This window comes from Martelella sp. HB161492 (genome assembly GCF_013184775.1).
Classification (GTDB): domain Bacteria; phylum Pseudomonadota; class Alphaproteobacteria; order Rhizobiales; family Rhizobiaceae; genus Martelella.
On sequence record NZ_JAATVV010000002.1, the window covers coordinates 224115 to 237176 of the forward strand.

The 13062-nt window shown below is 58.1% G+C and carries 16 protein-coding genes and 1 tRNA gene; 8 read left to right on the top strand and 9 right to left on the bottom strand.

The window, feature by feature from the left end:
- Genes HCK86_RS03890 through HCK86_RS03910 form a run of 5 tightly spaced genes read right to left on the bottom strand, consistent with a single transcriptional unit; the run spans position 1 to position 4020 of the window.
- Entirely contained in the window at positions 1–831 is an 831-nt protein-coding gene (locus tag HCK86_RS03890) for an ABC transporter permease (RefSeq protein ID WP_176083171.1), read from the bottom strand.
- A 3-nt stretch (positions 832–834) separates the two neighbouring features.
- On the bottom strand, positions 835–1893 hold the full coding sequence (locus HCK86_RS03895) for an extracellular solute-binding protein (protein WP_176083172.1): 1059 nt from the start codon (positions 1891–1893) through the stop codon (positions 835–837).
- Between the two features lie 28 nt (positions 1894–1921).
- Entirely contained in the window at positions 1922–2968 is a 1047-nt protein-coding gene (locus HCK86_RS03900; RefSeq protein ID WP_176083173.1) for an ABC transporter ATP-binding protein, read from the bottom strand.
- A gap of 25 nt (positions 2969–2993) precedes the next feature.
- Positions 2994–3659 (bottom strand): ABC transporter permease, encoded by a 666-nt coding sequence (locus tag HCK86_RS03905; RefSeq protein ID WP_246739463.1) that lies wholly within the window; start codon positions 3657–3659, stop codon positions 2994–2996.
- 37 nt (positions 3660–3696) lie between these two features.
- A complete protein-coding gene (locus tag HCK86_RS03910; protein WP_176082967.1) occupies positions 3697–4020 on the bottom strand; it encodes a hypothetical protein in 324 nt (107 codons plus the stop codon).
- On the opposite strand from HCK86_RS03910, the gene HCK86_RS03915 reads away from it, so the two are divergent.
- Entirely contained in the window at positions 4007–4999 is a 993-nt protein-coding gene (locus HCK86_RS03915; RefSeq protein ID WP_348641036.1) for a LacI family DNA-binding transcriptional regulator, read from the top strand. The genes HCK86_RS03910 and HCK86_RS03915 overlap by 14 nt on opposite strands.
- A 236-nt stretch (positions 5000–5235) precedes the next feature.
- Here HCK86_RS03915 and HCK86_RS03920 read toward each other — a convergent pair whose 3' ends face one another.
- Complete coding sequence (locus HCK86_RS03920; RefSeq protein ID WP_176083174.1) at positions 5236–5982, bottom strand: SDR family oxidoreductase; 747 nt, start codon at positions 5980–5982, stop codon at positions 5236–5238.
- A gap of 203 nt (positions 5983–6185) precedes the next feature.
- On the opposite strand from HCK86_RS03920, the gene HCK86_RS03925 reads away from it, so the two are divergent.
- The 4 genes from HCK86_RS03925 to HCK86_RS03940 all read left to right on the top strand — a co-directional run bounded on the left by HCK86_RS03925 (position 6186) and on the right by HCK86_RS03940 (position 10679).
- Complete coding sequence (locus tag HCK86_RS03925) at positions 6186–7148, top strand: AraC family transcriptional regulator (RefSeq protein ID WP_176083175.1); 963 nt, start codon at positions 6186–6188, stop codon at positions 7146–7148.
- 245 nt (positions 7149–7393) lie between these two features.
- On the top strand, positions 7394–8266 hold the full coding sequence (locus HCK86_RS03930; RefSeq protein WP_176083176.1) for a LysR family transcriptional regulator: 873 nt from the start codon (positions 7394–7396) through the stop codon (positions 8264–8266).
- 382 nt (positions 8267–8648) lie between these two features.
- Complete coding sequence (locus HCK86_RS03935) at positions 8649–9626, top strand: DUF1852 domain-containing protein (RefSeq protein ID WP_176083177.1); 978 nt, start codon at positions 8649–8651, stop codon at positions 9624–9626.
- Between the two features lie 21 nt (positions 9627–9647).
- Positions 9648–10679, top strand: coding sequence for a methionine synthase (locus tag HCK86_RS03940; protein WP_176083178.1), 1032 nt, complete (start codon positions 9648–9650; stop codon positions 10677–10679).
- A gap of 44 nt (positions 10680–10723) precedes the next feature.
- On the opposite strand, the gene HCK86_RS03945 is transcribed toward HCK86_RS03940, so the two are convergent.
- Positions 10724–10906: a hypothetical protein gene (locus HCK86_RS03945; protein ID WP_176083179.1), complete on the bottom strand. Its 183-nt coding sequence runs from the start codon at positions 10904–10906 to the stop codon at positions 10724–10726.
- A 65-nt stretch (positions 10907–10971) separates the two neighbouring features.
- On the opposite strand from HCK86_RS03945, the gene HCK86_RS03950 reads away from it, so the two are divergent.
- From HCK86_RS03950 to HCK86_RS24185, 3 genes are all read left to right on the top strand, one after another.
- Positions 10972–11271 carry a hypothetical protein gene (locus HCK86_RS03950; RefSeq protein ID WP_176083180.1) on the top strand — a complete coding sequence of 100 codons (300 nt, stop codon included), beginning with the start codon at positions 10972–10974 and terminating at the stop codon, positions 11269–11271.
- A gap of 24 nt (positions 11272–11295) precedes the next feature.
- A complete protein-coding gene (locus tag HCK86_RS03955) occupies positions 11296–11589 on the top strand; it encodes a hypothetical protein (protein WP_176083181.1) in 294 nt (97 codons plus the stop codon).
- Between the two features lie 464 nt (positions 11590–12053).
- Complete coding sequence (locus HCK86_RS24185; RefSeq protein ID WP_281409582.1) at positions 12054–12185, top strand: hypothetical protein; 132 nt, start codon at positions 12054–12056, stop codon at positions 12183–12185.
- 331 nt (positions 12186–12516) lie between these two features.
- Here HCK86_RS24185 and HCK86_RS03960 read toward each other — a convergent pair.
- Positions 12517–12593 (bottom strand) — tRNA-Arg (locus HCK86_RS03960).
- A gap of 122 nt (positions 12594–12715) precedes the next feature.
- Complete coding sequence (locus HCK86_RS03965) at positions 12716–13021, bottom strand: ETC complex I subunit (protein WP_176083182.1); 306 nt, start codon at positions 13019–13021, stop codon at positions 12716–12718.
- Positions 13022–13062 lie beyond the last annotated feature (41 nt).

A 13062-nucleotide genomic window follows, 5' to 3' on the forward strand; every position in this document is an offset into this window, starting at 1 on the left:
TTACAGGCTTTTGCGCTTCAATGCGCGGACGAGCGCGAAATTCACCAGAACGGTCAGCACAAGGGTGCTGAGAAGCAGGAGAAAGGCCAAGGCGGCGCCGAAGGGCCAGTTTCCGACCCGCACAAACTGGTCGTAAACAGCCGGCGCCAGCATGGTGAAGTTGGGACCACCGAGCAGCACCGGCGTTGCATAGGCATTCATTGACATGATGAAGACGAGGACACAGCCTGCCACCACGCCGGGGGCAGCCTGCGGCAGCAGGATCCGCCGGAGCACCGTCAGAGGCGGAGCCCCGAGATTGGTGGCCGCCTCTTCCGTCTGTCGCGGAATGGCTTCGATCACGGCGGAAAGCGTCAGGATCATGTAGGGCATCACCACCGCGGCCGTGCCGAAGACGACTGCGGCGGGCTGATAAAGCAGTTTGTAAGGACCGAAGCCAAACAGGCCGAGAAAGGCGTTCAAGGCCCCGTCGGTGCTGAGAATGGCCATCCAGCCGGCGGCGCGTACGACATTGCCGACGAGCAGCGGAAAAAGCGTGAGGATGATCAGCGCCGATTTCCACCGGCTCTGCATCCGCGCCAGCCAGTAGGCCGGCGCGATCGACAGCAGCAGGCTGAGCGCCGTGCAGCTCACCGCGACCGCCACCGTGACCAGAAGGATCTTCTGGTAAAAGGGATCGGTGATCGCGTTCAGGTAATTCTCCCCGGTAACCGCCTCGACCATGAGTTCGGTGGGGCTGTAGTGGTTCAGCGATATGCGGAGCAGGCCTGCCATCGGCACGACCAGCAGCATGATCACCAGTGCGGTTGCGGGGAGAATCAGCAGGGGCATTGATCAGCCTTTGAACTCGCGGTTCCAGAAATCGAAGATGGCGCTCTGATTTTCCATGAGATAGGCGTTATCCATGGGCCGAAGCTTTGCCTGATCAGCCTCCGAAAGACCGATCCTGGCCTGAAGCTCCGGATCGAGCTTTGCATCGGTCACTGAAGGAAGATAGCCGATCGCCTCGGAGAAACCGGTCTGGGACTCCGGCTCGAGGGCAGCATTGATATAGGCGAAGGCGGCATCCTTGTGCGGCGCGTTCTTTGGCACGCAAAGCTCGAAGGCAATCGGGATCGATCCCTCGACCGGCACGGCCGAGGCGATGTTCAGTCCGGCCTTCTGCCAGGCATAGCCGCGGGCCACATAGTTGAGCGTGATCCAGATATCTTCGGACTTGAAGGCCGTTGCGATCGATTCATTGGTCGGCAGGATCTGAGCCTGCTGCTCGTTCTTCAGCTCCAGAAGCTTTGCCTGACCGGGCGTGAAATCGGTCATCGAGCCGCCGCCAACCAGAGCGGCGACCGCCGACGTGGCCGTATAGAGAACGTCGGAAATGCCGACCTTGCCCTTGTAGGCCGGGTTCCAGAGATCGGCATAGCTGGTCGGCGGCGTGGTGATCTTCTCGGGATTGTAGAGAATGGCGATGTAGGAATAGAGCTGTGGTGCCGAATAGGATTTTCGCAGCGCCGGAATGATCTTGGAGAGACGCGGAATACTGGTCTCGTCAAGCGTCTCGAGAACGCCGATCTGCGACATCGGATACATATCCAGATCAGCAAGAACGGCGACATCGAAGCTCGACTGCCGGCGCATCTTCTCGGTGCGGAGCTTGGTCTGGCGCGCTTCGGTCGTTGAAATGTCCTGCAGGACCTCATAGCCCTCAGGGACCATGACCCGGTCATCGACGATCTTGCGCATCAGGTCTGCATAGTCGCCGCCGAAAATGGAGGCGATAACCTGTTTCTGCTCGTCCGCGCTGGCGGAAAAGGGCAGACCGGCGGCGACAAATGCCGAGGTCATGGCGCTCGAAAGGAGAAAGGAGCGCCGGTTCAGGCTGAATGTATCTGACATTTCAAAGTTCCCTGTTTGTTGTGTTCACTCATTGGTCCGCCGGCAGAAGCCGGGCATTCTGTCTTGCCCAGTCGAGGGTGACATGATCGCCGACCTGCCATTGGGGATAGCGGTTGTCGGTAGCAGCCACGACGAGCAGTCGGGTTCCGGCAAAGTCGATTTCATATTCAGTGCTTGCGCCGAGATAGGTGATCCGGCAGATCCTGCTGCCGCCCTCGCCTGCGGTCGTCATGGCGATATGTTCGGGCCTCAGCGCCAGCACCTGTTCGCCAACGCCGGACGCCTCCTGGGCAAGGCTGGGGAACACCGCCCCGCTTTCGGCGCGGAAGGTGCCCGGGCCTAGCTGCTCTCCGGCAATCAGGTTGCACCGGCCGATAAAGCCGGCAACGAAGACATCCGATGGCGTTTCATAGAGTTCCTTCGGCGTTCCGGCCTGCCGGACAACGCCGCCCTGCATCACCACCATGCGATCCGCCATGACCAGCGCTTCTTCCTGATCATGCGTGACGATCAGCGTCGTCAATCCGAGACGCTGCTGAAGGTCGCGGATTTCATGCTGCACTTCGGCCCGCAGTTTCGCATCGAGATTGGAAAGCGGTTCATCAAGCAGCAGCAGAGCGGGGTTCACCGCCAGAGCACGCGCCAGCGCGACGCGCTGCTGCTGTCCACCTGACAATTGTTTGGGCATCCGCTCGGCGAGATGGCCAAGCTGCACCATATCAAGCGCCGTCTTGATCCGCTCGTCCCGCTCCGCACGTCCGACCTTGCGCATTTCGAGGCCGAAACCGACATTGGCCGCAACACTCATATGCGGAAACAGCGCGTAGGACTGAAACACCATGCCGGTATCACGCCTGTAGGGTGCAAGCCGGGTGATATCGCGTCCGTCCAGCAGAATTGAACCGGATGTCGGTTCGACGAAGCCAGCGACCATGCGCAATGTCGTCGATTTTCCGCAGCCGGAGGGTCCGAGCAGAGCAACAAGTTCTCCGTCCGCAATATCGAGATGGAGCCCGCGCACGACATCCGTATCATGATAGCGTTTGAACAGGTTTTCGATTTTCAGGCTGGCCAAGGGGACACTCCCGGAATGAATGGCGTCAGAAAGCACGCGCGAGTTTGACGTAGCGATCGGTGATCAGCATCAGGATCGCGATCAGGAGGATTTGCAGCGTTCCAACGGCAGCGAGGGTCGGATCGACACGGAATTCGAGATAGTTCAGCATTGCGACCGGCAGGGTGATTTTGCCGGGGCCGATCAGGAGCAGTGACAGTTCCAGATTCTCAAAGCTCTGGATGAAGGAGAACATCGCTCCGGCGATGATGCCCGAGCGCATCATTGGAAGTGTGATGCGCCAGATCACCGTCCATGGCGGCGCACCGAGATTGACAGCAGCCTCCTCGACCGTTGGATCAAGCCCTTCCATGCTGGCGAGCACCAGCCGGACCGTCCAGGGGATGGTCAGCAGAACATGGGCAGCGATCAGCCCGGCACTCGTGCCGACGATGGTGGTGTCAAAACTGTTTTCCAGCCGGATGTAAAAAATATAGAGCGCCGTCCCCATAATGATCGACGGCACGGCCAGCGGCCCGAGAAGCAGACCAGACACCAACTTTTTTCCGGTAAAATGTCCGCGGAAGATTGCATAGGCGGCAGCGCCGCCGCATGGAACGCCGATGGCGGTGGCAATCAATGCCAGCTTGACCGTTTCAATCAGCCCCGAGCGAAACTCATCACGGGCCCAGGCATTGGCAAACCACTTCAAAGTGAGGCCGCTCGGTGGAAAACTGACAATGGGATCGCTAAAGAAACTGATGACGACGACGGCTATGACCGGCGCCAATATGAAAATATATGTCACGAGGACAAGACACAGAAAGGCTGCGTGGGATAGCCGGCGCGGTGCTGCCATCAAAACGGGCTCCGGGCTGGGCGAAATCTTTGGAGCGCAGCCATTCAGTGTGGTAGAACGAAGATGAAATCTTCATGATGACGTCATCATAATCAATGATGACGTCATCATCAACGATAAATTTGAGGATTGGCATGAACAAGCGGCGACAGCCAACCATGGGGGACGTGGCAAGGATTGCAGGTGTTTCGCCTGCAACAGTGGCCAGGGTCATTTATGAGCCGGGCAAGGTCGGCCCGGACAAATGCGCCCGGGTTCAGGCCGCGATCGACGAGACCGGCTACCGTCCCAATGTTGTTGCACGCGGCCTTCGCACCCAGCGCAGCTGGACGATCGGGCTGATCATCGTTGACGGCAGTCTCAATCCGTTCTTTGTCCATCTCAGTCACGCCATTCGGGTTGAAGCGCTGGCGCGGGGCTACACGACCCTGACCTTTCAACATGGCACCAGCCCCGAAACGGCATCGGCCGCCGTTGCCGAGATGATCCAGCGGCAGGTCGATGCCGTCGTGTTTTCCTATGCCCTCAGAACCGATGACATTCAGCCATTGCTGGACAAGAAGATCCCCGTCATTCAGATCGAGCAGGAGGTTGTCGATCGGACCGATGCCGTGCTGACGGATCCGAAGCCAGGGATAGACGAGGCCATCGCCCATCTCTGCGCGCTAGGCCATCACAGGATTGCCTTTATTGGCGGAGATCCGGTGCTTTATACCCGTCCGCCGGTTCATGGTTCGACCATGGAACGCGACAGGCTGCTGGCCTTTCACGATGCAATCGCCCGCAATGGCGCCGATCCCGATCCTGATCTGGTCGTATTGGGGCGCTATTTCGGTGCAAACCGGCAGGACCCAGCCAGCGAGGGACGCGCAATGATGGAACGCCTGCTTGCCTTGCCGAACCGGCCAACGGCCATTCTGGCATCAAGCGACGTTCTGGCCGCTGGCGTTCTGCAAACATTGGGCGCTCATGGCCTCAGCGTTCCGGAAGACATGTCACTGATCGGCTTCGATGATTCCGTCGCCAGCCTCTTGACCCCTCCCCTGCACTCAATCACGCGACCGCTGGATCAGATGGCCCGGAAAGCGATCGAGCTTGTCATCTCAACGATTGAGAACAAGGATCACACCCCGCAACGCATCCTCTTTCCAACATCAATGTTTCGAAGAGCATCTACTGCCGTGGCCCGGTAGATGGATGATGACGGAAACCCATGATCACCTGTGCGTTACGCCGGCAGAATGCGTCGGTTGGAAAAACGGCGATCACTCCATCTATTGACGCCTGCTGATCAAGATAAACGCTGCAAATCCTCGGCCATTCATCTTACTTTTCCAGTTTTCTTCAATAACACGAAAGACTTAGGAAAGCGGCGTTCTATCTATTCACATGTTGTCGCTGCTGAACGCATCGTTTTCGGCGGTGCGCGTCAGGGCTGCTGCGTCGGCATGATGTAGAGTTCGGCGACATCAACATGAGTGGGAGCCTGCGCAGCGAACATTACCGCGTTGGCGATATCTGCGCTGTCCAAAAACTTGATCATGCTGCGGTAGGAGGCAAGCTGCTGACGTGCCACAGGATCGGCTATATGGTCTCCAAGCTCGGTGTCGACGAGACCAGGCTGTATGCAGGTAACACGTATATTGTGCGCTGGCCCGACCTCCATGCGTAGCCCTTCGCTAAAGGAGGCGACAGCGAATTTGGTGGCCGAATATACCGCAAGGCCCGGTGCTGCCTTGCGACCGGCCACCGATGAGATGTTGAAGATATGTCCAGCCTTCTGCGCGATCATATGCGGCATAACGACTGCGGTCGCGTTTAGTACGCCCTTGAAGTTGGTATCGACCATCCGGTTCCAGTCATCGGACTGCAGGAGCTCGCCATTGGCCTGCGGCATGACGCCCGCATTATTGACGAGGATGTCGACCGAGCCGAAGCTCTTCAGCAGCGCCGCCACGCCTGCATTGACCGAATTCGCGTCAGCTACATCCATTTCCAGTACCAGCGCGGATCCGCCGTCTCCGGTGATTTCGGTCCTAAGCGCCTCCAGTCGATCGACACGCCGCGCGGCGATGCCGACCTTGACGCCTGCCGCCGCCAGCTTGCGCGCTGTAGCTGCGCCGATGCCGCTCGACGCACCGGTGATGAGGGCAACTTTGCCCGCTATATCCGTCATGTGTTTTTCTCCTTGATTGCAGTTTAGGTGCGAGTGATCCGATCTGGCAGCACACCAAAAGGCACCTGACTGTAGGTGGACGGCGTTAGGACGGTTAGCCTGATCGTTCTCGATTATTGCCCAATCGTCTTGAAACGCGGGTTTTCGGATTGGCAGATCTTGGGCTTCCCCCTATCGTGAACGTCAGGATGTGTTGAGAGAGCATGACAGAACACCTTGGAACTGATTTCGGCTTGAGAAGGGAGACTGCGCCGGCTCGCGCAGTTTTGGCGGATGCGATTGCCCGATCGCTCGGCGACAAGAACGATCTAGTGACGTCAATCCCGGGTTTGATTTTGACCCGGAGGTTCCACGTCGGACCGCCAGAGTCCTTTCTCTACGAGCCGAGCCTATCCTTGGTCGTTCAGGGCGAGAAACGTGTGATGCTGGGCGACACGACCTATCGCTATGATGAGACCCGCTTCTTGCTGACGGCGCTCAATCTTCCGACCATCGCGCAAGTCCTCAAGGCCAAGCCGGAGCAGCCCTACCTCGCCATCTTGCTGAAGCTCGATCTTGGTGCAGCAAAGCAGATGATTGCCAATATTGACGTTGCCGAGCCGCGCACTCATGCCGCAGACCCAGGCATGGCCACGGGTCCCGCAACAGAACCCCTGTTTGCGGCGGTCCGTCGGCTCGTCGAACTTCTCGACGCGCCTGAGGATATTCCGGTCCTAGCGGATCTCATCCAGCGCGAGATCCTTTATCGCCTGCTCACCAGCCCGGTCGGTTTCCGTCTGCGCCAGATTGTGCGCTTGGGAACGCACGGAAACCGGGTCGCACGCGCGATCGGCTGGCTGAACGAGAACTATGCCAGTCCCTTACGGGTCGAGCAGTTGGCAGAGATATCGGCCATGGGTGTTTCCACGCTGTATCACCACTTCCGGATGATGACGGCAATGAGTCCGCTTCAGTTCCAAAAACATCTAAGGCTGCATGAAGCGCGGCGCCTTATGTTAAGCGACGAGCTGGATGCTGGCAGCGCGGCCTTTCGGGTCGGTTACGAAAGCGCGACTCAGTTCAACCGCGAATATCGACGTCTGTTTGGTGCGCCGCCTGTCCGCCACGTCAGGGCGCTACGATTTTCCAGCCCGCCTCTGGCGGACGAGCCTGCCTCGACCGATTGAGAACTGAGCCGCACGCTCCTGACGACATCCTCGCGTCAGTCGGCGCAGATCACCCGCAATAGAGCTGCCTCCTCCTTTGTTGGTGACTTTACGCATCGCCATCTTGTCACATGGCGATGCCGGCGGCAGGGGCATCCAACCCATCAGGGGCAATCAACACTTCGCTATGCCGAAAAAACGATGTCACTGTATATCATGACGCCAAACTGACTGATATTCGAAGTTCATGACGAGGACTCATATTGATGATCGATATCCAGCCGCTTGCCATCCTGCGCGAGATTGACCGGACCGGTAGCCTGACCCAGGCCGCCGAGCAGCTGAACCTCACGCAATCGGCGGTCAGCCATGCAATCCGCCGCTTCGAGGAACGTCACGGCGTGAAGCTTTGGGAGCGCGAGGGGCACAAGCTGCGTCTGACGCTTGCCGGGAGCTATCTTCTCGGCCTTGCGATGCGGGTTCTCCCGCAGCTCGAACATGGGGCCTCGGTTATCGAGGACTTTGCACGCGGGCGGCGCGGCGCGATCCGGGTGGGGATGGAATGCCATCCCTGCCAGGACTGGCTGATGCGTGTGGTCGACCCGTTTCTCGTGGCATGGCCCGATGTCGAGCTGGATGTGACGACGGCCTTTCAGTTCGGTGGACTGTCAGCACTTCTGAGCCACGAGATCGACATTCTTGTCACTCCCGACCCGCTCGAGCGTCCGGAAGTCGAATACAAACCCGTCTTCGATTACGAACTGGTTCTGGCCGTATCGGAGGGACACTCTCTGGCACAGAAACAATGGGTCGAACCCGCTGATCTGGCGGACGAGATCCTGATCACTTATCCGGTTCCCCGTGAGAGGCTGGATATCTATACCGGCTTTCTCGTACCCGCCCATACCGAACCGCGCAAACACCGGACGGTGGAAACGACCGACCTGATGTTGCGACTGGTGGCCTCCGGCCGCGCCGTCAGCGCAACCCCTGACTGGCTGCTGCGTGAGACAAAGGACGTCAAGGGTGTCAGGCTCGGCAAAGGGATCGCAAAGTCCATCCATCTCGGCTACCGCAAGGGCGCGCGTCCAGACTATCTGGACGGGTTCATGGCGCTGGCCAGAACGGCAAAAATCTGAGCCCGCCTCTGCATTCAGTTGCTCCGTCTCAGCGGCAATAGCGCGCCATTCTTGCCGTTTATCAGGTCTGCTTGAGCGCAGAATGAAAATTTGTCATGTTTTCCTGAAATAAAATCATTTTTATTCATGCATCTGCTCGGGCATAGAAAAGGCATTGCACGGCCTGGCGAACCAGGAATGTGCAGCTCAGGTGAGCATGAATTGAGAATCAAGAGACCATGAACAGGCGAGAAACGGCCTGGAGCGCCGTGCGTCCTTTTGGACGCACCAGGACGCTCGATCTTATTGAATCAACGCATCTTTCTTTTCGAAAATCGATTCCGATTTTCGAAAAGAAAGATGCGCTAGGGCACTGCCCTCAAAGCCAGGACAGCAGATCACGATGACCAGAGACTTTGCCTTCACGATCACGAGCCTCCGTTTCGACGAAGATTACACGCCATCCGACGGCACGCGGATCACCACCAACTTCGCCAATCTGGCCAGAGGCGAGAGCCGTCGGGAGAACCTGCGCAACGCTTTGCGCATGATCAACAACCGCTGCAATAGCCTGGCACAGTGGGACAATCCCGAAAGTGATCGATTTGAAATTGAGCTCGACATCGTTTCCGTCGCGCTCGATATCGAAGGCAATGGCAACAGCTTCCCGGCCATCGAGGTGCTCAACACGACAATCATCGACCACAAGTCAGGCGTGCGGCTCGAGGGCATTGTCGGCAACAATTTCTCCTCCTATCTGCGAGACTATGATTTCAGCGTCGTGCTTCCCGAGCACAACAGGGGACGTGTCGGCTTCAGCCTACCCGATGATTTCGGCGATCTGCATGGCAAGCTGTTCAAGGCCTTTGTCAACTCGGAAACATATAAGCAACACTTCCGAAAACTGCCGGTCATCTGCCTCAGCGTGTCGGACAGAAAAGTCTATCATCGCACAGCCAACCGGCATCCGGTTTTAGGCTTTGAATATCGTCCGAATGGAACATCGCTCACCGAGCAGTATTTCAGGAAAATGGGCCTCGATGTTCGCTACTTTATGCCATCGGCCAGCGTCGCGCCGCTTGCATTCTATTTCTTCGGTGATCTGCTTCAGGATTATACCGATCTCGAATTGATCGGCACCATCGCGACGATGGAGACATTCCAGAAGATCTATCGGCCCGAGATCTATAACGCCAACTCCGCAGCAGGCGAACGCTTCCAGCCGAGCCTGAGCCAGGGCGATCATTCGCTGACCCGGATTGTCTACGACCGCGAAGAGCGGACTCAGCTGGCCACCGAGCAAGGCCGCTTCGCCGAAGAGAAGTTCATCAAGCCCCACCAGACCGCTCTCAAGGCGTGGTCGGCTCAATACGCAATTTGAACAATGACAGGATTGCCATACATGACAAAACTGCTCCCCACCTCCACAGCTGGCAGCCTCCCCAAACCCGCATGGATCGCAGAACCTGAAAAGCTCTGGTCACCCTGGAAGCTGGAAGGCGCGGCGCTTGCCGAGGGCAAACAGGATGCACTGCGCCTGACGCTGGCCGAACAACAGCGCGCCGGCATTGATATCGTCAGTGACGGCGAGCAGACGCGCCAGCATTTTGTCACGACATTCATCGAACATCTTGAAGGCGTCGATTTCGAGAAACGCGAAACCGTCCAGATCAGGAAGCGCTATGACGCCAGCGTCCCGACCGTCGTCGGGGCGGTATCACGCGAAAGACCGGTCTTCGTCGAGGACGCCAGATTTTTCCGCAAGCTCACGGATGGGCCGATCAAATGGGCACTCCCCGGTCCCATGACGATGATCGATACGCTATACGACGCGCATTACAAAAGCCGCGAAAAGCTCGCCTGGGAATTCGCCAAAATCCTCAATCAGGAAGCGAAGGAACTTGAGGCCGCGGGAATCGACATCATTCAGTTCGACGAGCCCGCCTTCAATGTCTTCTTCGAGGACGTTCAGGACTGGGGCATTGCGGCGCTCGAAAGGGCAATCGACGGCCTCAAATGCGAAACCGCCGTCCATATATGCTACGGCTACGGCATCAAGGCCAATACCGACTGGAAGAAGACGCTGGGTTCGGAATGGCGGCAATATGAAGAAACCTTTCCCAAGCTTCAGGCATCCAATATCGACATGGTTTCGCTGGAATGCCACAACTCACATGTTCCACTCGAATTGATCGAGCTCATCCGGGGCAAGAAGGTGATGGTCGGCGCCATTGACGTTGCAACCAGCACCATCGAGACGCCTGAAGACGTCGCCGATACGCTGCGAAAGGCGCTCCGGTATGTCGATGCCGACAAGCTTTACCCCTGCACCAATTGCGGCATGACGCCGCTTGCGCGCAATGTCGCCCGCGGCAAGCTCGAAGCGCTGAGCGCCGGTGCGGCAATCGTCCGGCAAGAGCTCGAAGCCGTATAGCCGCCCCCCCCAAACGGGCCCGCCTTGCGAGGTTAACCCGACCGTCAGAGTGCGGCGTCTTCGGTGGAAAGTCCGGCGGCAATCAGTACCGCGGCAACACGAAAGCCCGTGCCATGGACGAACGGCACGGGACCGCCATTGAAGAGGTAGGAGGATTGATCCTCAGTGCTGGAACCGCTGGTCGTGGCAAGCGGCGACAGCATCTGCCCCGACAGGGCCAGCGCCACGCCGGGGCCTTTGATGGCGCCGGCGACGTTCTTGCCGCGGCCGCGATTGCCAGCTCCGGAACGATATGCAGATCAGCCGATCCGAGCCGGAAATCAAGATCACCCTGCCCCAGAGGAATACCGCCCTCGACGGGCCCCCGGATCACACGAAAGTTCCGTTCCATCGCATTGGCCCGAAACCCCGGAACCACCGCCGACAAAGCCTGCCCCGCCTCACCCGCGCTTGCGACATCGAAGCGGAACACCGGCCCGAACCGGCGGCCGAGATCGCCATGGCGGTGGATGATACGCATGAAAATGCCCTTTACAATGAAAAGAAGTCGAACTTGTCTCATCCATATGAGCGCGCGAGCGTATCGAGGTGATATGAAAGACCAGGGGAGAATTCGATGCGTTGGCTATTTGGACCTATTGCAGTGGCGCTAGCTTTGGCCCCCAACGTGTCTGCCGACCAGAAGAAGGTGTCGCCCGATGTTTTGGCGGCATGCCAAAAGACCATGAAGTCATTTACCCAATTGCCAGAATGTTTTCCCACGATGGACGTGGCAATCCAGACATTGGCGGCATTCAAAGAGATTTTTCCACCTGCGGCCGCTGCGTTGCTCGAAAAATGCAACCAGCTAAACGATGATAACCCTGACCCGACATCAACGTGCGTGAAGGAAGCCGTTAAGGCCGCTTGAAGCAGTCGCTGACGAAGCGAAGCTGGAACAACTAAACGCAACAATCAAGAAAGCACAGTCGGCATATCCCGATGTTTGGATTTGGGGCGGTTCTGTGTACCACACTTACCAATAAGCGCAGCTCTATCCATTATACCGCAGCCAATGCGTCACCCGCTTCAGCCATGGGCCGAGCGGTTCGCGGCGGGAGAGACGGCCGTCGAGGTGATGCAGGCAAAGTCCGTTTTCCAGGATCACGCCGGAATGACAGGGCAGCTTCAGTGAAGTGATCGGCCGGCAGGGTCTCGTCCTCATCCCACCATTCGCGTGACCGGGCGACGTCCGGCAGGCAGAAAGAGGCCGTGCGATGGCACGACCTATACTTTCGAGCGCAACTCCGAGCCTTCTGCGCACGCACCGGCAGCAGGCGATTTGCTATCACGAGACCACGCAATCAAGCGCAGTCTCTCAAGGGGTGGGAAACAATGTCTCAGGAATTCTTCGTCATCGTCGCAAACATTGCCGTCGCGATCGTCGTCTTCAAAATGATCCGCAGCCTGATGAGCGTTCACCGCGCCGAAGCCGCAGCCAACCGCCGCATGGCGACTGCCAAGTAAGCAACCGTCAGAGGCTTCTGATCGCCTTGCCCATGGCCCGCGACAGCCGCGATTTCACCCGCCGCTCGTAGCTGCGCCATGTCGGATAGAAGAACGGGCTGCCATGATCCTGCCGGTATATTGTCCGGTCTTCTCAAGACGCTCGGATGTGGCGAATTCGAACCAGCAACCAATCGCCGGAAACGAGTCGGTGCTGGAAAGCACGATCTGGCAGACGATCAGCAGGCCAGCGATGCGGTGATTGCGGGGATGGAAAGAACGCGGCGGAAACGAAAACCGTAAACCGGCCCGTTTTTGACTCATCGGCCATAGGCTAAGTCATTGAAAAGAATGGCGACCCCTGCAGGATTCGAACCTGCGACCGTCGGCTTAGAAGGCCGGTGCTCTATCCAGCTGAGCTAAGGGGCCACGTCTGCAAGAAGCGAGACGTCAATGCCTTATTCAGGCACGAAATACAACAGCGAAGCGCTATGCCCGCAGATTTCGTTCATTTGGCGGCAGGGCTGCACGCAAAGCGGTACCGCTGACGTTCAGTGGGTCCAGGGCTGCGCGCGGTCGGAGCGGAAATTGTCCGAATAGGACACCGCCTTGCGGGTCGATTCCTTCGGCTGCATGACCCGGTAGGCAATCCCGTGACGACGCGCATAATCCTCAGCCTCTTCCTGGGTTTCGAATTTCAGCTTCACCTGCTGAAGCGTATCCGTGGACGAGGTGTAGCCGAAAACGGGATCAATCTTGCGCGGTGCCGCCTGTTCGAATTCGAGAACCCATTCGTGGGTCTTGGCCTGTCCCTGCTGCATCGCCGTTCTGGCGGGACGGTAAATCTTTGCCGGCATCGCGCATCTGCTCCCGAGGCTTAAGAAAACTGTCTTGACGC